The 19,325-nt window shown below is 36.1% G+C and carries 16 protein-coding genes; 13 read left to right on the top strand and 3 right to left on the bottom strand.

The annotated features are described in order from the left end of the window. Positions 1-4 precede the first annotated feature (4 nt). Positions 5-595, bottom strand: a complete 591-nt coding sequence (locus tag SIB89_RS02975) for a hypothetical protein (protein WP_273290250.1) — start codon at positions 593-595, stop codon at positions 5-7. A gap of 372 nt (positions 596-967) precedes the next feature. Here SIB89_RS02975 and SIB89_RS02970 point away from each other — a divergent pair, with 372 nt between their 5' ends. From SIB89_RS02970 to SIB89_RS02960, 3 genes are read left to right on the top strand one after another with little or no spacing between them, the layout of a single operon-like run. Beyond that, a complete protein-coding gene (locus tag SIB89_RS02970) occupies positions 968-1,561 on the top strand; it encodes an RNA polymerase sigma factor (protein ID WP_273290252.1) in 594 nt (197 codons plus the stop codon). Next, positions 1,545-1,718 (top strand): hypothetical protein, encoded by a 174-nt coding sequence (locus tag SIB89_RS02965; protein ID WP_202913865.1) that lies wholly within the window; start codon positions 1,545-1,547, stop codon positions 1,716-1,718. Before SIB89_RS02970 ends, SIB89_RS02965 begins: the two co-directional genes overlap by 17 nt. Positions 1,719-1,752: 34 nt before the next feature. Beyond that, positions 1,753-2,586 carry a mechanosensitive ion channel family protein gene (locus SIB89_RS02960; RefSeq protein WP_412561104.1) on the top strand — a complete coding sequence of 278 codons (834 nt, stop codon included), beginning with the start codon at positions 1,753-1,755 and terminating at the stop codon, positions 2,584-2,586. A gap of 119 nt (positions 2,587-2,705) precedes the next feature. Here SIB89_RS02960 and SIB89_RS02955 read toward each other — a convergent pair whose 3' ends face one another. Continuing rightward, on the bottom strand, positions 2,706-4,061 hold the full coding sequence (locus SIB89_RS02955) for a DEAD/DEAH box helicase (protein WP_412561103.1): 1,356 nt from the start codon (positions 4,059-4,061) through the stop codon (positions 2,706-2,708). 128 nt (positions 4,062-4,189) lie between these two features. Between SIB89_RS02955 and pabB the strand changes: the two genes are divergently transcribed. Further along, complete coding sequence (gene pabB, locus SIB89_RS02950) at positions 4,190-5,482, top strand: aminodeoxychorismate synthase component I (protein ID WP_412561102.1); 1,293 nt, start codon at positions 4,190-4,192, stop codon at positions 5,480-5,482. 101 nt (positions 5,483-5,583) lie between these two features. Here pabB and SIB89_RS02945 read toward each other — a convergent pair whose 3' ends face one another. Then, positions 5,584-6,273, bottom strand: a complete 690-nt coding sequence (locus tag SIB89_RS02945) for a hypothetical protein (protein ID WP_412561101.1) — start codon at positions 6,271-6,273, stop codon at positions 5,584-5,586. A gap of 162 nt (positions 6,274-6,435) precedes the next feature. On the opposite strand from SIB89_RS02945, the gene tilS reads away from it, so the two are divergent. The 9 genes from tilS to preA all read left to right on the top strand — a co-directional run bounded on the left by tilS (position 6,436) and on the right by preA (position 19,235). Beyond that, the gene (gene tilS, locus SIB89_RS02940) at positions 6,436-7,713 is read left to right on the top strand and encodes a tRNA lysidine(34) synthetase TilS (protein ID WP_412561100.1); all 1,278 of its coding nucleotides are present in this window, start codon (positions 6,436-6,438) and stop codon (positions 7,711-7,713) included. Between the two features lie 47 nt (positions 7,714-7,760). Beyond that, entirely contained in the window at positions 7,761-9,401 is a 1,641-nt protein-coding gene (ade, locus tag SIB89_RS02935) for an adenine deaminase (RefSeq protein WP_412561099.1), read from the top strand. Positions 9,402-9,587: 186 nt separating this feature from the next. Next, entirely contained in the window at positions 9,588-11,057 is a 1,470-nt protein-coding gene (locus SIB89_RS02930; protein WP_412561098.1) for a CoA-acylating methylmalonate-semialdehyde dehydrogenase, read from the top strand. Between the two features lie 120 nt (positions 11,058-11,177). Further along, positions 11,178-12,512: an aminotransferase class III-fold pyridoxal phosphate-dependent enzyme gene (locus tag SIB89_RS02925; RefSeq protein ID WP_412561097.1), complete on the top strand. Its 1,335-nt coding sequence runs from the start codon at positions 11,178-11,180 to the stop codon at positions 12,510-12,512. Positions 12,513-12,516: 4 nt separating this feature from the next. Beyond that, positions 12,517-14,187, top strand: a complete 1,671-nt coding sequence (locus SIB89_RS02920) for an NCS1 family nucleobase:cation symporter-1 (protein ID WP_412561096.1) — start codon at positions 12,517-12,519, stop codon at positions 14,185-14,187. 1 nt (position 14,188) lies between these two features. Beyond that, positions 14,189-15,574, top strand: a complete 1,386-nt coding sequence (gene hydA, locus SIB89_RS02915) for a dihydropyrimidinase (RefSeq protein WP_412561095.1) — start codon at positions 14,189-14,191, stop codon at positions 15,572-15,574. Between the two features lie 35 nt (positions 15,575-15,609). Next, positions 15,610-16,476, top strand: a complete 867-nt coding sequence (locus SIB89_RS02910) for a nitrilase-related carbon-nitrogen hydrolase (protein ID WP_412561094.1) — start codon at positions 15,610-15,612, stop codon at positions 16,474-16,476. A 3-nt stretch (positions 16,477-16,479) separates the two neighbouring features. Then, a complete protein-coding gene (locus SIB89_RS02905; protein ID WP_412561093.1) occupies positions 16,480-17,805 on the top strand; it encodes an FAD-dependent oxidoreductase in 1,326 nt (441 codons plus the stop codon). Positions 17,806-17,900: 95 nt separating this feature from the next. Then, entirely contained in the window at positions 17,901-19,235 is a 1,335-nt protein-coding gene (preA, locus tag SIB89_RS02900) for an NAD-dependent dihydropyrimidine dehydrogenase subunit PreA (protein WP_412561092.1), read from the top strand. The last annotated feature ends 90 nt before the right edge of the window (positions 19,236-19,325 follow it).

The raw sequence follows: 19,325 nt of genomic DNA, 5'->3' as shown, positions 1-19,325 counted from the left end.
ATGATTATAGCTCTTTCATCAAATCCGCAATACGTAACCTTTTAGAATAATCTCCTTCATTAACGTCGCGCACAAAACAATAGGCGCTAATCTCTTCGTTTTTCACCTTTTCTGTAAGTTCTTCAACGGTATTTGGGCCAAACTCTTCGGATTTTGAGATGTAATAGAATTCGTGTTCGTAGATAATGTTGCTTACTTTCTTTTTGTACTTCTGCTTTAGGTAAGATTGAATATCTTCAACGGAATTGAGTTCATCTTCGTAATTCGTCGTATTTATATACATTGCAAATTCTTGCTTGTCCTGATGATTCAAAACTAAGATATCGTCATCCTTAAAATAGGCTTTAACTGTAATGATACCATCTTCTGTTTCTATGGTAAAGATATTTTGGATATCTATATCCCATGACGTTTTTATAGAAGCATCCTTTCGTTCAATTTCCAGGATGTTATCTTTTCTAAAGGTGTAAATAGCTTTCTTCTTAGAAATACCATTCACCAGAACCCACTGCTGATTTATAAAATGGGAATCGTGATGCCGATCAAAATCAAAAGGTTTTAGATTAGGAATGGTATTGTGTAGATAATCGTTCATTATAAGCGGTTAATAAATAATAGTAAGGGCTATTATAACGTTAGATTTGGTCTTTTATTCATTTAAAATTAAAATTTTTATAGAGGTTTCAAAATTTTTCACCTGGAACTTCGATTAATGGTTGTAGCTTTCCGACAAACTGTAACATGCTCATTAGTAAATAATTGAAAATAAAAAATGGTGAATTGTAAGATTAGTTTTGTAATTATTATAGCTAAAGCTTAATTTTATAAAATATTGCTTCCCATATGGTTAACTCATTAAGACCTAAACGAATATAATAAAGTAGGAATTTTATTAAAATTAATGTGACGTCATAATAAATCCCGTGTCTTAACCTTAATAACCAACGTTAACAGACTAACAAATCAATTGACAACTGAAGCTGTTCATAGCCTAACCGATGAAGCGCTTGTAGAAGCTATCGTAAAAACCAACGACACTATGTTGTTTGAGGTGCTGTACGATAGATATGCTACAATGGTTTATAATAAGTGCTATGGATTTGCCAATGGAGTTGACGAAGCCAAAGATCTTACACAAGATGTATTTTTAAGAGTCTTTATAAAGCTGGCAAGTTTCAAAGGGAAGTCAAAATTTTCTACTTGGCTGTATGCTTTTACATACAATCATTGTGTAAATTATGTGACCAGAAACACCGCCAAAAAGATTGAAAAAAAATCTGTAAGTTCAGAAAGTATTGACATTCAAAATATAGGTGAGGATATTGATTCTACACGTGAGTTCGAAAATATGCGACTAGAGCAGTTAAAGCTAGTGATGGAGTTGATTTCGCCTGATGAGAAAATGATATTATTGCTAAAGTATCAAGATAATTTATCCATTAAGGAATTATCTGAAGCTTTAGATATTGGTGAAAGCGCAGTTAAAATGCGCTTAAAAAGAGCAAAAGAAAAACTTGTACGTAAGTACGATAATTATACGAAAGATGGAAAATCCATTTAAGCAAATAAACAAGCCTTTAAAGGAAGTTCCGCCAGAACTTAAGGCAAAAGTCATGCACGATATTGCAATGGCCAAGCTGTTTATGGAATTGGCTGAGTTATTTTCGTATAACATAGGTCATATCATTGATAGTGTAACCAGCAAAAGAAAAAAGTAATACTTAATATACCCTAACATTAAAATTAATAAGTATGGACAAAGTGAGTGAATTTTCAGACGTAGCAATGAAGTCCCTAACCAATATATGGTTAGAGATCACTGAAATTTTTCCAAATATAATAGGTGCACTTATAGTACTTATCATAGGATGGATTGTTACTAAATTGGTTGTTAAACTAATAAAGAAAATTTTAAAAGTTGTCAAGGCCAATAAGCTAGATGACAAATTAAACGAAATCGAAATAATAGAAGGTAAAAAGCTAAATTTCGACACTATAAAAGTAGTTTCTAAGATTGTCAAATATCTGATGTATATCGTCATATTTGTGACTGCTTCAGAGATAATGGGATTAGCTATTATTACAGAACAGATTAGTGATCTGCTATCTTATCTACCACAATTATTGGCTGCTTTAGTCATATTTATTCTTGGTTTGTTGTTTGCAAACTTTGTAAAGAATGGTTTAAAATCATTATTTGAATCTATGGATTTATCTGGTGGTAAAATGATCAGCCAGGTGGTCTTTTTCTTAATACTGACCTTTATTTCAATCACGGCATTAAACCAAGCTGGGATTAATACTGAGATTATCACCAATAACATAAACATGATCATTGCTGCATTTCTATTGGCATTCGCCATTGCTTTTGGATTTGGAGCGAGAGAAGTTGTTGGGAAATTGCTCAGAACTTTTTACGCCAGAAAAACATTTGAGGTAGGTCAAAAAATAATTTTCAATGATCAGACCTACACCATTGATGAAGTGAAAAGTATCTCTGTAGTTCTAAGGAACGAAAATGGAAGACTAATAGTGCCAATAAATGACATTACGGAAAATCAAGTACAAATGCAGGACCAACTATAAGGTTAGGGTTATAGATTTTATTTTATAATAAAATGTGGTCCTGCCGTACTTGACATATAAAAGGCACTTTTCATTGATTTGATAAGTGCTTTTTTATTTTAAATATTTTTCACTAGACACTATTTCCGCTTTTTGTTTCTACGATTATAATTTTTATCACCACGGGTTTTAGGCTTTTTGTATTTCTTGGCTATTTCACGTCTGTAAGAACCACCTAAGTTCTCTTTTTTATTCTTTTCCTTTTTCTCATGGAATGCTGGCCCAACGTCATCATCAGATCTACGTTTTATAGGATTATTGTGCTCACGTATTTGCGGCCGTTCTTCCTCAATGAGTTCAGTAGAAATTTCAACGTCTTCAGGAATGTCAATCGTTTCAATTTTCATGTCCATCAAGGCTTCAATACGCTCTCTGGCTTCTTGTTCTTTTTCTGTTGAAAAAAGCAAAGCATTACCTTCTTTTTCTGCACGCCCAGTTCTACCGATACGGTGCATATAGTTTTCAGGATAATCTGGAGTGTCAAAATTGATAACATGCGATACATCGTCAATATCCAAACCTCTGGCCATAACATCCGTGGCAACTAATAATCGATGTTCTCCCTCACTAAACTGTTCAATACTTCGTAACCTATAGTTCTGGGTTTTGTTGGAATGAATAACACAGCTATCACCAGGAAACAACTCTTCAAGCTGATCAAAAAGACGATCCGCCATCTTTTTATAAGCCACAAAAATCAATACTCTTGAAAATTCATCCTTGTCTTGAAGCAGATGTTCCAGAAGATTGACCTTGGTGTAAAAATTAGGAACATCGTAACGTTGCTGTTTGATATTCTCTAAAGGAGTACCGGAAACAGCAATGGAAATCTTCGTCGGATTGATGAAAAAATCCGTTATCAATTCATCCACATCTTGGGTCATAGTGGCAGAGAACATAATGTTTTGTCTCCGTGGTGGTAGAATATCAAAAATATTCATCAGTTGATGTCTAAAACCTAGATCTAGCATCACATCTACTTCGTCAATCACTAATTTCTGTATCGATTTTAACTGCAATACACGACTAACAGCCAAGTCATACAATCGACCAGGTGTAGCGACAATAATATCCTGACCTTGCGCCACAGCTTGTTTTTGTGTATTGATGTTGGTACCACCATATACACCCAAAACACGATTGTTAATGTACTTCGACATTTTTTCAATCTCTTCCACAACCTGTACCACTAACTCTCGTGTTGGCACCAAAACTAAAACCCTTGGATTGTCTTGTCTCGAATACTTAAGATGTCGTAGAATCGGAAGCATATAGGCAAAGGTTTTACCAGTACCAGTCTGTGCAATACCAACGACATCCTTACCGGAAGCCACAACATTGAAAGCCTCTGCCTGTATTGGAGTTGGGCTTTCAAAGCCTAAGTCTTCAATAGCGTTGTATAAAGGGGTGTTTAAGTTTAAATCTTGAAATGTCACAGTTTATTTTTAAGCGACAAAGATACGTTTTAAGAATTAAAGGCCTCTTAGCATTCAAAATCCAAACTGGTTTTAAAATTTTTTACTCCAAGTTTAATTTTCGGTAAATTGCACTAATTATTTTTCTATTGAGAACAACACTTAAGCATTCACTAAAACATCCTGAAAATTTCAAGCAACAATTGCTGGTTTGGGCACAGCAATTCGATGATGTGGTTTGGATAGATTCTAACAATCATTCAGGCAAATACAGCAATTTTGATGCTGTTTTAGCGGTAGATGCCTTTACATCCATAAAAACAGATTATGTTGATGCTTTTGAGCGACTTAACGAATACCAACAATCAACTAAAGATTGGATTTTCGGTTACCTCACTTATGATCTTAAGAATACTACAGAAGCGTTAGTATCCAATAATTTTGATGGCTTAGCATTTCCGGATTTATATTTCTTTCAACCAAAAAAACTCTTTTTAGTAAAAGGAGATGAAGTCGAAATTCAATATTTAAAAATGGTGGACGATGAGATTGAAAGTGATTTAGTAAAGATCCAAAGATCTAACAATCTAACAGTCCAAAAATCTAATGATCTAATAAAAATCAAACTCAGAATCCATAAAGACGACTACTTCGAAAAAGTCAACAAAATGCTCGCTCACATCCAACGAGGAGACATCTACGAAGCCAACTTTTGTCAAGAGTTCTACGCTGAAGACAGTCAGATTAACCCATTAGAAACGTTTAACAAGCTTAATGCCATATCAAAACCGCCATTTGCTACCTTCCTAAAACTAGAGGATAAATATTTGTTATCAGCTTCACCAGAGCGCTACATCAAAAAAGAGGGTAATAAGGTCATTTCCCAACCTATAAAAGGAACTGCAAAGCGGTCAGAAGACAAGAATGAAGATAATAAGCTTAAGGAAGCTTTGTCTAAAGATGAAAAAGAACGTAGCGAGAATATTATGATTGTGGATCTAGTACGAAACGATCTATCACACACAGCAGAGAAGGGAAGTGTAAAAGTTGAAGAGCTGTGCAAAGTCTATACGTTTTTGCAGGTGCATCAAATGATTTCAACAATTTCTTCAAGAGTTTCAGAAAATATTAAGCCTATTGATATATTGAAAACCACTTTTCCAATGGGAAGCATGACGGGAGCACCAAAGATTTCAGCAATGAAAATTATTGAGGAATTGGAAGAAACTAAGCGTGGTTTATATTCTGGTTCAGTTGGCTATTTTACACCAAATGGTGATTTCGATTTTAATGTGATTATACGTAGTATTCTTTATAACGAGACAAAAAAATATGTGTCTTACTCCGTTGGTAGTGCCATTACAGCTAAAAGTGACCCTTTAAAAGAGTATGAAGAATGCTTGATTAAGGCCAAAGCTATGCGAGAGGTTTTGGAGAATTAGTTTTCGGTCACAGTATAAGGTGTAAAGCAAAAAGCAATCAGTATTATTAAGCTTTGCATATTTGCGCCTTCGCGAGAAACTTCACGATTCTAATGAAATCCCTATTCAATATGTGTTCTAAAACTTTTCTTAACCCTATCAAAAATCAATTTTACTCGAGAGTTGCTGATGTTCTTTATTTTGGCAATGTCTTCAAAATCAAGGTTTCCAAAAATATACAAATCCACTATGTTAGAAATGTTAATAGGCAGCCAATTATAAAATCGCCCAAATACTTCAGGAGATCTTTTGGTGGGTAAGTTAGAAACGTCAAAAGCTCTAAGTATTGAGGTCTCCTTGTCTTCGTATAAATAAAGCTCATTGTCTTTTTCTCGTTGGTACGAAATGTCGTTAAGCTCAGTATTTAATATTAAATCCATATCAGCATCTATGGTATAATCTTCACCGAGTTTTGCGATTTCTCTTTTACGCATTTCACTTGTGCTAATGGTATTTTTATGAAATACTTCTTTTTTAAAGAGCTCATTCATATAATCATCAACCAGCTTAAATAATTCTAGTTTTATAGCATGGCGTTCAGCATCGATATTAAACCCATTATTGTAGAGCTGTATAATGCATTCATCAATAATTCCGTTGGAAGAATACATATTTTTTGGAAGAATACCAGAGGTTTCAGCAATATAAATTCGGTGTTTTACATAAGGGTGCAAATAGCTTACTGCAGAAAGAACTTTTTTATCAAAGGTAATTTTTGCAGATTTTGAAGAGAGTTCTTGTAATGTGCTCATAACCTTTTGTTTTTGTGTTCTTTAAAGTTATCTATAAATAATCATATTTTCAATAATTTTTATCATTTTAACGTATGGAATTGCAGCACTAATTGTATATCGTATCTTTACGAAATGCTTGAGAATTTTAAAAGCCACTTACAACAAAAACTACCTTTTCTTTTGAAAAGTAAAGTAATCATTGCCATTTCTGGCGGAATAGACAGTGTGGTTTTGGCGCATTTGTATAAAAAACTGAATCTTAATTTTTCACTCGCCCATTGCAATTTTAATTTACGTGATGAAGAAAGCGATGCAGATGAAGCCTTTGCATTGGATTTAGCTGAAGATTTGGATGTTGAAGTCTTTGTCCAGAATTTTGATACTGAAGCTTATGCCAAGGATTTTAAACGTTCCATCCAAATGGCAGCTCGAGAACTGCGCTATAATTGGTTTGTTGAATTGGCAGAGCAATTGAAGTTCGATTATATTTTAACAGCACATCACGCAGACGATAATCTCGAAACCTTTCTCATCAACTTCACTCGTGGTACAGGGCTGAATGGCTTAACGGGAATCCCGATGAAGAATGAAAACATAGTTAGGCCAATGTTGCCATTTTCAAGACAGGAAATTGAAGCTTACGCAAAAGAAAACCAAATTAAATGGAGAGAAGATAGCAGTAACTCATCCCGAAAATACTTAAGAAACAAACTGCGACACGAAGTCGTTCCCATTTTAAGGGACATTAATCCTCAGTTGTTGGATAGCTTTCAAAATACATTAAACCATCTCAAAGACACTACAGATATTGTTGCAGAAAGTGTTGATGCCGTTGCAAACAAGGCAATCGTTTCTTTGGATGAAGATGATGTGTTTTTCAAGGTTTCAGAATTCAAAAATTTGAAGAATCCAAAAGCGTATTTATTCGAACTTCTAAATGAATTTGGATTTACCGAGTGGAACGATGTTGTAAATCTCTTGGATGCACAATCTGGAAAGCAAGTGTTTTCCAGCACACATCGTTTGGTAAAACATCGTGACTATTTGATTTTGTCTGAGAGGAATTCGAAAGCTAGCATAACTATCACAATTGGAGTAACCGAAGTGCAAAATGGTAAAGTGAAAACACCTTTAGGGATTATATTTTTTGATGAAGCAGACGCTATAAAAGAAAATACCAATACAACTATATATGTGGATAAGGACAAATTGCATTTTCCTTTGGGACTAAGAATTTGGAAGGAAGGAGATGTGTTTCAACCTTTGGGAATGAAAGGTAAAAAGAAAGTCAGCAAATATTTAAAAGATGAAAAATTGTCTTTAATCGAGAAAGAAAAAACATGGGTATTGACCTCAAATAATGACATAGTTTGGATAGTTGGAAAACGAGCAGATGAACGTTTTAAAGTGACTGATAAAACAGAACAAATTTTAAAAGTAGAATTGGCTAATCCGTGAGAATCTGTGTAACCTGCCTGCCGGCAGGCAGGTCCGTGTCAAAAACAATGAAACTAAAAGGAAACATAATAGTCATCCCAAACCGTAAAATCTTCAAAGGGGAAATCACCATTGAAAACGGTAAGATTAAATCCATCGAAGAAAAGGACTGTAAAGAAAACCATTACATCCTACCAGGTTTTGTAGATGCACACATCCATATAGAAAGTTCCATGCTCGTACCAAGCGAATTCGCTAAAATAGCTGTAAAGCATGGTACAGTCGCAACCGTTTCCGATCCTCACGAGATTGCTAATGTTCTTGGAGTAAAAGGTGTAGAGTTTATGATTGAGAACGGCAAACAAACACCGTTTAAGTTCAATTTTGGCGCTCCAAGTTGTGTGCCTGCTACAAGTTTTGAGTCGGCAGGAGCTGTTATCGATTCCGAAGCTATTAAAACCTTAATGGCAAACCCAGATATTAAGTATTTGGCCGAAATGATGAATTACCCAGGAGTCATTTACGATGACGCCGAAGTACTTAAAAAACTGGAATGGGCAAAACACTACAACAAGCCCATTGATGGTCATGCGCCAGGATTGCGAGGAGATGATTTAACCAAATATATTTCGGCAGGTATTTCTACAGACCACGAATGTTTCACCTATGAAGAAGGCTTAGAAAAACTTCAAAAAGGAATGAAAGTCATTATCCGAGAGGGTAGTGCCGCCAAAAATTTTAATGCACTAATTGGCTTACTCGATCAGCATTTTGAAAATATGATGTTTTGTAGTGACGACAAGCACCCAGATGATTTGCTGTTAGGACATATTAATCAACTTTGTGGAAGAGCAGTAGAAAAAGGCATAGATGTTTATAAAGTTCTTCAAGCCGCTTGTGTGAATCCTGTAAAGCACTATAATCTCAATGTCGGCTTGCTAAAGGTTGGAGATGATGCAGATATGATTGTGGTCGAGGATTTAAAAGACTTTAAAACGCTTCAAACGTATATCAACGGTGATTTGGTTTACGATAATGGAGTCTCAAAAATTAAGCATGTTGAATTTGAAAACTTAAACAATTTTAACACAGATAAAAAAGTGGTTTCAGATTTTAGGTTTGAATCGAATGCGAAACAAATTCGAGTTATAGAATGTTTAGATGGTGAGTTGGTAACCAATGAAATTATCGAAGATTCTAAAATTGAGGATGGCAATCTAGTTTCAAATATTGATAATGATGTCCTAAAAATGACCGTTGTCAATCGCTATCAGAACGATAAGCCAGCAATAGCATTTATTAAAAATTTCGGATTGAAAGAAGGTGCCATTGCAAGTTCTGTTGGTCACGATTCTCATAATATCATAGCGGTTGGAGTGTCTGATGAAGCCATTTGCGAAGCAGTTAATCTTTTAATTGAAAATGAAGGTGGAATTTGTGCCGTTTCAAACTCAGAAGACCTGTCTGCCGAACAGGCAGAAAAAGTGGTTCCACTTCCTGTTGCAGGCATCATGAGCGATCAAAATGCAGAAACTATTGGTAAACAGTATTCAGAATTGGATAAAATGGCAAAAGCATTAGGCAGTAAACTTCATGCTCCATACATGAGTTTGTCCTTTATGGCACTATTGGTTATTCCATCTTTAAAATTGAGTGATAAAGGATTATTCAATGGAGGCGATTTTAAATTTACTTCTGTTGAACTTTAAGCACTAAACTAAAAATCATTCAACATTACGCTCAATTTATTATTGACTTTTCAATAATAAGCTCGTATTAATATATATTTCATATATTTGGATAGAGTGCGGTTAGAAATAGTCAACCCTTTGGCAAATTTTCTACAGCATTCTTATTTTTTGTTCAAATATTAATAAAATTAATCTGATAAGCTGATGATGAATGTAAGCGAAACACTTTCCGAAGTAAAAAATTATATAGATGGTAAATTTGAAAGAAATGGCCAGAACTCTATGGATGTTTTAAGTCCATTAGATGGAAGTAAGATTTCTTCAATTCCTTTATCCACAACTCAAGATGTAGATTCAGCAGTACAAGCCGCGAAAAAAGCATTTCCATCATGGTCTGATATGACCTTTAAAGAACGTGTTCAAATCTTTTTCCGATATCGCACTTTACTTGAAAAAAATATGGAAGAACTAACGGAGTTAGTTCAACTAGAAAATGGTAAAACCTATGGCGAAGCTAAAGCTGAAGTTGAAAAAAGCATGGAGCTTTGTGAGTTTGCAGTTTCCATTCCACAAATAATCACAAACGAAGTACAGGAAGTAAGTAAAGGTGTTGAGTGCAGAATAGAACGCAAACCTCTTGGTGTTGTAGCGTCCATTACACCTTTTAATTTTCCGAATATGGTACCACATTGGACATTACCAAATGCTCTAGTACTTGGAAATACAATGGTGATGAAACCATCGGAATTGGTGCCACTAAGCACAGTTCGTATGGCAGAATTGCTTAAGGAAGCTGGACTTCCAGATGGTGTGTTTAATATTGTTAATGGCGGTAAGGAAGTGGTTGAGGCCATTTGTGATCATGAAGAAATTAAAGCAGTGTCGTTTGTAGGTTCTACTAAAGTAGCGAAAATTGTATATAAACGTGCAACTTCAAACTTAAAACGATGCGTGGCTTTAGGAGGCGCAAAAAATCATTTGTTGGTATTGCCTGATGCCAATCCAGAAATGACAGCTTCAAACGTTGTGGCTTCTATGTCTGGTTGTGCAGGTCAACGCTGTATGGCAGCTTCTGTAATGGTTGGTGTAGATAAAGTACAGCATATTATTGACAGAATGGTAGAGGAAGCCAAAACCATAATTCCAGGTGAAAATTTAGGCTCTGTTATTACAAAAGAAGCTAAAGAACGCATAGAAGGCTATATCGCTGAAGCGGAAAAAAATGGTGCTAAAATTTTGCTCGATGGTCGTAATGTAACTGTAAAAGGAAAAGAAGGCGGCTATTACGTTGGGCCAACCATTATTGATTATGTAACTACTGACATGTCTGTAGCTCGTGAAGAAATTTTCGGACCCGTAATTTCAATATTACGTGCTAAAGATTTAGACGAAGCTATAGAGATAGAAAACGGTTCCAATTATGGTAATGCAGCAGCTGTATTCACACAAAGTGGAGGATTGGCAAAACAAGTTATGGAACGCGCAAGTGCAGGAATGATTGGTGTTAACATTGGAGTCCCTGTGCCTAGAGAACCATTTTCTTTTGGAGGTTGGAACGAATCAAAATTCGGAGTTGGTGACATTACAGGTCGAAGTTCCATAGAGTTTTGGACTCAAAACAAAAAAACAACCATCAAATGGAATCCAGAGGCAAAAACTAATTGGATGAGTTAAGAGGACACAAGATTTTATATTGAATGAAACTGTATTGGTCACTTATTTCAATTATTATATCAAATGTCACCTTGAGCGCAGTCGAAAGGATTTTAATTTACATCAAACCAAACCAATTAAATGGATAACAATCAAATCATAAAAAACAACCTTGACTACACACTCTTTTCCTGGTCAAAACAAGGTGGACTCAATCCAATAAACGCATCACATGCCAAAGGCTCTTATGTCTATGATAGAGATGGTAAGAAATACTTAGACTTTTCTTCTCAATTGATGAATGTTAATATTGGTCATGGAAATCAACGCATTACAGATGCTGTGGTAAAACAAATGCAAGAAGTAAGTTATGTGTATCCAGGAATGGCAACTGATATTCGTGGTCAATTAGGTAAGAAAATTGCTGAAATTACACCAGGAAATCTTTCAAAAACATTCTTCACACTAGGTGGAGCAGAAGCCATAGAAAACGCTATTAAATTAGCGCGAATGTACACAAAACGACATAAAATTATTACACATTACCGAGCATATCATGGTGGCACTTATGGTGCTATGACAGCAGGAGGAGACCCAAGACGATTTCCTTCAGATAGTCAGGCCATGCCAAATGTGGTGCATGTTGAAAATCCTTATGCATATCGTTGTCCTTGGAATTCTAAATCTATTGAAGAATGTGGTGAACGTGCCATTGCACACTTAGAACGCGTTGTTCAGTTTGAAAATCCTGATAGTGTTGCAGCCATATTATTTGAAGGCGAATCTGGTTCATCAGGATGTATAAAATATCCACCGATGTATTTAAAGCGTGTTCGAGAGCTTTGTGATAAATATGGAATTATGATGATTGATGATGAAGTCATGAGTGGTTTTGGTCGTACAGGAAAAATGTTTGGTATCGACCATCACAATGTCACACCAGACATCATGTGTTTGGCAAAAGGATTAACTTCTGGGTATTTACCTCTTGGAGGTGTTGTGGTCACTGATAAAATTGCAGAATATTTCAATGATAATCCTATGGTAATTGGGTTGACCTATTCTGCGCATCCCACTTTATGTGCAGCTGCATTGGAGAATTTAAAAATTATTGAAGAAGACAATTTAGTAGAGCGAGCAGCCGAAATGGGACAATATATCGAAGCTGAAGTCGAAAAACTAAAAGCAAAACATCCATCAATAGGAGACTTTAGAAATACAGGATTGCTTGGTTGTATAGAATTGGTTAAAAACAGAAAAACTAAAGGACCTATAACGCCTTGGAATGCTAAACCAAGTGAGATGGAGGTTACTAATAAAATGGCTGCCAAGATTAGGGAATTGGGCATGTTTACCTTTGTACGCTGGAACTGGATTTTCATTGCGCCTCCTCTAAATGTAACAAAAGAAGAAGTCGATGAGGGTCTTAGTATTATTTCTCAAGCTATAGCTATTGCTGACGAATACTGTAATTAATTAAATGAGTAAAGACATTGTAGAATTACAAGAAGATGTATCTAGCTCTTCACTTTACAGTGAAGATTTAGCACCTGTACCTACCAACCAAAGAACTTGGAGCAAATGGCATTTGGCTGCTATTTGGATTGGTATGGCGGTTTGTATTCCAACATATCTTTTAGCTTCTTATATGATTAAGACAGGCTTAAATTGGTACGAAGCTCTTATCATTATAGGTCTTGCGAATTTAATAATCACTATCCCAATGGTGCTCAACGGCCATGCAGGCGTAAAATATGGTATTCCATTTCCTGTGGTTGGCCGAGCCGCATTCGGTACTAAAGGTGTTCACTTAGCTTCAGTCACTAGAGGAATCATTGCTTGTGGTTGGTTTGGTGTACAAACTTGGATAGGTGGATTGGCGATTTATGCGATTTTTAATGCGATTACAGGTTCGACAGGAGAGTTGGGTTTGTCTATTGGCAAATTCGTGAGCTTCGGTATTTTCTGGTTCATTAATATGTATTTCATCTGGAAGGGCACCGAAAGCATCAAATGGCTCGAAACCTATTCGGCACCCATCTTAATTATCATAGGTATTGTTCTGATTTATTGGAGTTATAATAAAGCTGAAGGGTTTTCAATTGTATTAGACCAAAGTGTTCAGCTTGAAAATACTGCCGCAACTATCACTCATGAAAATGACACTTATTTTCTAAATCTTAATGCATTGCATGATAAAGAAGGAAACCTGAAAGTTTCAGAGTATAATATCGTTTCCAATGAAAATACAACTTGGGAAACTTTTACAAATCAACCTATAGCAATTTCTAATCCTGAAAATGTTAAAGTACAATTTAGAAACACAGAAGGAGAATCACCAGTGTTGTCCAGTGTCGTTACAGCAAATATTGTCGACCCAAATTCTAAGGAAAGTAAATTGTGGCGTTATATTTTATGGCTTACTGCTATGGTTGGTTTCTGGGCTACTATGTCCATAAGTATAGCAGATATTACGCGTTATGCATCCACTCAGAAAGATCAAGTTGTGGGACAGTTTTTAGGGCTTCCGGCAACCATGATGCTCTATTCTTTTGTCGGGATCTTTGTGACTTGCGCAGCAATTATTAACTTTAAGGATATATTGATTGCAGATGATGCGCCTTGGGATCCGGTTTCGTTAATTGCAAAATTCAAAAATCCGGTCGTCGTTATTGTAGCCCAGGTGTTTATGATAATAGCTACGTTGAGTACCAATATAGCGGCCAATGTTATAGCACCATCCAATGCATTTTCAAATCTATGGCCTAAAAAGATTAGTTTTAAAACAGGCGGAACAATTACAGGAATAATTGGCATTTTAATCATGCCTTGGTGGTTATTGAACGAAATTTCAGGATTCTTGATTTTTGTAAGTGGTTTGTTGGGTCCAGTTCTTGGAATTCTGATTGCCGATTATTTTTTAGTCCGAAAGAAGACAATGGAACTGGCTGAACTCTATAAAGAAGAAGGAATCTATTCCTATAACAAAACAGGCTTTAATAGAGCCGGAATGATTTCATTAGGAATTGGTGTGTTTGCCGCACTGATTGGTTATTGGGTACCTGCATTGAGTTTCTTGTATTCACTATCTTGGTTTACAGGATTCATCATTTCGTTTGTCCTGTATTATTTATTAATGAAGAAAAAGTAAAATGTCTATACTGATTAAAAATGGTCGTGTTGTTACGGCTTCCGAAAGTTATATCGCTGATGTCTACACAGAAGGTGAAAAAATTGTTGCCATTGGTAAGGACTTAAATTATGAAGCTGATAATGTAATAGATGCTGCTGATCGCCTCGTATTTCCAGGAGGTATTGACCCTCATGTGCATTTAGATATGCCTTTTATGGGAACCTATTCTAGTGACGATTACGAAACAGGAACGCGTGCTGCTTTGCATGGAGGCACTACAATGGTTATCGACTTCATATTGCAAACACAAGGAGATACGCTTCATAACGCATTAAAAACTTGGCAAGGCAAATCTAAAGGAAAAGCCATTGGAGATTATTCATATCACATGGCAGTTACAGATTTCAATGATGATGTCGCAAAAGAAGTAGTTCAGATGATAGAAGAGGAAGGCATTTCCTCCTTTAAAACGTTTATGGCCTATAAAGGCGCTTTGATGATTGACGATGGACAAATGGTGCAACTCATGAAGGTGGTAAAAAAACATGGTGGTTTGGTGACTGTCCATGCTACAAATGGCGACATGATAGATTCGCTCATTGCAAAAAATAAAGCACAAGGAAATTTATCACCTTTATACCATTATTTATCACAACCAGAAGTTACCGAAGCGGAAGCTTCAGCACGTTTTGCAGATATGTTGCACTATACTGATTGTCCCGGTTATATTGTGCATATGACTTGCGAAGGAGCATTAAATGCGGTTAGAAAAGCCACACAACGTAATCAAAAAGTATTTGTGGAAACCTGTACACAGTATTTAGTTTTAGATGCTTCATTATATGAAAAAGATTTTGATGGTGCTAAATGGGTAATGAGTCCACCATTACGAGAAAAGAAAGACCAAACAGCCTTATGGTCAGGAATCAATCAAGGGTTGGTACAAGTAGTTGGTACAGATCATTGTCCATTTATGTGGGAACAAAAGAAAATGGGAAAAGATGACTTTTCAAAAATTCCAAATGGTCATCCAGCCATAGAGCATCGTATGGAAATTTTATTTTCTGAAGGCGTAAACAAAGGCAAAATATCACTACCAAAATATGTTGAAGTGGCTTCAACCAATGCGGCAAAAATATTCGGCATGTATCCTAGAAAGGGAACCATTGCCATAGGAAGTGATGCTGATTTAGTGGTGTTCGACCCAAAAAAGGAACACACAATTTCAGTGGATACACACCATATGAATGTAGATTATTCAGCCTATGAAGGAATGAAAATAACAGGAAAAACCGAAACCGTAATTTTAAGAGGACAGGTCGCGATTGAAGATGAAGAATGTAAATTGAAAGCAGGACACGGACAATTTATTCCTCGAGGAACAACAAGTAAGACAGTTATCTAAACGATTAAAAATATCAATAAACAAACAGTAATACAATGCCAAGAAAAGTAAAATCAGGATTGATACAAATGAGTCTTCCAATGACGGAAGGAGAAGGGACCATTCAAGAAATAATGGATGCTATGTACGACAAACACATTCCATACATTGAGGAAGCTGGAAAACAAGGTGTTCAGATATTATGTTTACAAGAAATATTCAATACACCATATTTCTGTCCTGGACAGGATAAAAAATGGTATACTTCTGCAGAATCCGTGCCTGGCCCAACCACTGAAAAAATGCAGGTCTTAGCTAAAAAACATAATATGGTGATTATCGTTCCAATTTATGAAAAGGAATCACCAGGGGTATTGTATAATACAGCAGCAGTCATAGATGCAGATGGAACTTACTTAGGAAAGTATAGAAAAAATCATATTCCACATACCACTGGATTCTGGGAGAAGTTCTTCTTTAAACCTGGTAATATGGGATATCCTGTGTTTCAAACTAAATATGCTAAGGTTGGTGTTTACATTTGCTATGACAGACATTTCCCTGATGGCGCAAGAGTTTTAGGTCTTAATGGAGCTGAGATTGTTTATAATCCTTCAGCAACTGTAGCGGGATTAAGCGAATACTTGTGGAAGTTAGAACAACCAGCACATGCAGCTGCTAATGGCTATTTTATGGGTTGCATAAATCGTGTTGGAGAAGAGAAACCATGGAATTTAGGTAAGTTTTACGGACAATCATATTTTGTTGACCCTCGCGGACAAATTTTTGCTGAGGCTTCTCGAGATGATGATGAGCTCTTAGTGGCAGAGTTTGATTTGGATTTAATAGAGGAAGTACGCTCTACTTGGCAATTTTTCAGAGATAGAAGACCGGAAACCTATGGCAGATTAACTGATTTATAAGATATGGCAGAATATAAAAGACCAACCACGAAGGAAGAATTCGATAAGAATTTCAAGCAGAAAAAACCGTTGATGAACGATACTGAAGCCTATTATGAAGCTTCACGATGCTTGTTTTGTTATGATGCACCATGTATTCAAGCGTGTCCTACGCATATTGACATTCCGTTGTTTATTAAACAGATTCATACAGATAATGTAACAGGAGCTTCAAAAACGATTTTCGATGCCAATTGGTTAGGAAATGCTTGTGGTGTTGTTTGCCCAACAGGTGTCTTGTGTGAAGGTGCTTGTGTGTACAATCATCAGGATGTGCCACCAATTCAAATAGGGAGACTTCAAAACTATGCAACAAATACAACCATTAGTGAAGACAAAGTCATTTTTAAAGCAGGGAAATCAAATGGTAAAAAAGTAGCGGTTATAGGTTCGGGTCCAGCAGGAATTGCATTTGCAAGTGAAGCAAGGACTATGGGTTATGAGGTAGATGTTTTTGAAGCAAAATCATTGCCATCAGGATTGAATGTTCATGGTGTTGCACCATATAAAATAACCAATGAAGAAGTTTTACAGGAAATTGAATACCTTCAGAAACATTTAGGATTCAATATTAAATACAATTCGGCAATAGATTCCAAAGAACAAATAAAAGAATTAGAGCATAATTACGATGCCATCTTTTTGGGAGTAGGATTAGGAAACACAAGAACTTTAGGATTAGAAGGAGAAGACAAAGCCAATGTTGTAGGAGCTGTAGAGTTTATTGAAGAGCTTCGTAAAAAACAGCACAAAATGAAAGTCCCTCAAAAGGTTGTTGTGTTAGGAGGTGGAAATACAGCAATGGATGCAGCTTCAGAATCGGCTAGGATGGGAGCCAAAAAGGTAGTTTTAGCGTATCGAAATTCCAAAGAGAAAATGGGAGCCTATGGTTTTGAGTATGATTTAGCTATAAGTGCTGGAGTAGATAGTTTGTTTCATGTTACGCCTTTAGAGATTGTAGGAAACGGAAAAGTTGAAGGTGTGAAATTTGCAAAAACAGAAATTGTTGAAGGCAAATTAAAAACCAATATAAAAAACACTTTTGTAGTGCGATGTGATTTGGTCATTAAAGCCACAGGACAAGCAAAACAAGGACATTTATATGAGCTTATTGACAATCTCAAAGTGGATCATAAAACAAGAATAGAAACCAATGCTGAATTTCAAACTTCCAACCCAAAATATTTTGCAGGAGGAGATGCTATAAACGGAGGTGCTGAAGTTGTAAATGCTGCTTATGATGGAAAAATGGCAGCACGTGGTATGCATAATTGTTTGAATAAAGAATAATACCAGATGTCATCCTGAACTTGATTCAGGATCTCATTGTAGTAGAGCAAGTAAAATAGATTTTGTATCAATTTCGGAATGAAAAAAACAAAAATATGATAGACTTATCCATAAACTTCGCAGGCATTAAATCACCGAATCCGTTTTGGCTCGCATCAGCACCTCCAACAAATTCAGGATATCAAATAATGAAAGCTTTTGATGCTGGTTGGGGAGGAGCCGTTTGGAAAACGCTTGGTGTTCCGGTAGTAAATGTATCGAGTCGTTATGGTTCCGTAAATTACAGAGGTACCAAAATGATGGGATTCAATAATATCGAATTGATTACGGATAGACCATTAGCTGATAACCTTCGTGAAATTGAAGAAGTTAAAAAATATTTTCCCGATCATGCAGTCATTGCGTCTTTAATGGTGGAAAGCAGAGCCGAATGGGAACAAATTATAAAAGATGTAGAAAATGCTGGTGCAGACGGTATTGAACTTAATTTTGGCTGTCCTCATGGAATGTGCGAACGTGGTATGGGTTCAGCTGTGGGTCAAGAACCAGAAGTATTGAAAACTATTGTTGGTTGGGTGAAGGAAGCATCAAATATTCCTGTAATCACAAAATTGTCACCAAATATTTCACACATTACAGACCCAGGATTGGCAGCCGTTCAAGGTGGAACAGATTCCATATCCCTAATCAACACTATTAAAAGTATTGTTGGCATCGATTTAGATTCTTATGCACCTTATCCAATCGTAGATGGAAAGGGAACTAATGGAGGGTATTGTGGTCCTGCTGTAAAACCCATTGCTATGCACATGCTCAAGGATTTAGCACAGCATCCAGAAATTGGTAAAGTACCATTATCTGGTATTGGAGGCATTGAAACATGGCGTGATGTGGTTGAATTTATTTTACTGGGAGCGACCTCAGTTCAGGTTTGTACAGCAGTAATGCATTATGGTTTCGGAATTGTACGTGAAATGGAAGCAGGTTTACGACAGTTTATGGAAGAGAAAAATTACCAAACAATTTATGATTTTGCCGGTAAAGCCTTGCCAAATGTAACGGAGTGGAAGCATTTAAATCTCAAACATAAAGTCGTTGCCGAAATAAATGAGGACAAATGTATCGGTTGTGATTTGTGTTACATCGCTTGTGATGATGGAGCGCACCAAGCCATTGCCTTGTCTGATGATCCAGCAATCAGAATTCCGAGTATTATTGAGGCCAATTGTGTTGGTTGTAATTTATGTTCTTTGGTTTGTCCTGTTGAGGATTGCATTACCATGGTAAAAAGAGATGATGGTAAAGAAAATGTTACATGGCACGAACGTACTGAAAATGATGACATTCCGGTAACTTTCGACGATGATAGAGCAGGAGGTAAAGGACATTATGTGCCAACACCTCAGGATGCTTTAAAACACAGGAAGTAAAATCCACTACACTTAATGTGAGATATAACCTTTTTTAGATGATTCTTTAAAAGGTTTTTTTAATGGCAATACTTATCTTTAGGCTTTTAA

Origin of the sequence: Winogradskyella sp. MIT101101 (assembly GCF_047126865.1) — a bacterium.
GTDB lineage: Bacteria > Bacteroidota > Bacteroidia > Flavobacteriales > Flavobacteriaceae > Winogradskyella > Winogradskyella ouciana.
Note: the sequence above shows the minus strand (reverse complement) of the source record. Positions and strands in the feature narration are given on the sequence as shown.

What these genes read in the sequence shown, in the direction of transcription:
- SIB89_RS02960 (WP_412561104.1), top strand. Translation starts at nt 1,753, where the DNA reads ATGGACAAAGTGAGTGAATTTTCAGACGTAGCAATGAAGTCCCTAACC.
- ade (WP_412561099.1), top strand. Translation starts at nt 7,761, where the DNA reads ATGAAACTAAAAGGAAACATAATAGTCATCCCAAACCGTAAAATCTTC.
- SIB89_RS02910 (WP_412561094.1), top strand. Translation starts at nt 15,610, where the DNA reads ATGCCAAGAAAAGTAAAATCAGGATTGATACAAATGAGTCTTCCAATG.
- SIB89_RS02975 (WP_273290250.1), bottom strand. Translation starts at nt 595, where the DNA reads ATGAACGATTATCTACACAATACCATTCCTAATCTAAAACCTTTTGAT.
- SIB89_RS02930 (WP_412561098.1), top strand. Translation starts at nt 9,588, where the DNA reads ATGATGAATGTAAGCGAAACACTTTCCGAAGTAAAAAATTATATAGAT.
- SIB89_RS02905 (WP_412561093.1), top strand. Translation starts at nt 16,480, where the DNA reads ATGGCAGAATATAAAAGACCAACCACGAAGGAAGAATTCGATAAGAAT.
- SIB89_RS02945 (WP_412561101.1), bottom strand. Translation starts at nt 6,273, where the DNA reads ATGAGCACATTACAAGAACTCTCTTCAAAATCTGCAAAAATTACCTTT.
- hydA (WP_412561095.1), top strand. Translation starts at nt 14,189, where the DNA reads ATGTCTATACTGATTAAAAATGGTCGTGTTGTTACGGCTTCCGAAAGT.
- SIB89_RS02925 (WP_412561097.1), top strand. Translation starts at nt 11,178, where the DNA reads ATGGATAACAATCAAATCATAAAAAACAACCTTGACTACACACTCTTT.
- SIB89_RS02965 (WP_202913865.1), top strand. Translation starts at nt 1,545, where the DNA reads ATGGAAAATCCATTTAAGCAAATAAACAAGCCTTTAAAGGAAGTTCCG.
- preA (WP_412561092.1), top strand. Translation starts at nt 17,901, where the DNA reads ATGATAGACTTATCCATAAACTTCGCAGGCATTAAATCACCGAATCCG.
- SIB89_RS02920 (WP_412561096.1), top strand. Translation starts at nt 12,517, where the DNA reads ATGAGTAAAGACATTGTAGAATTACAAGAAGATGTATCTAGCTCTTCA.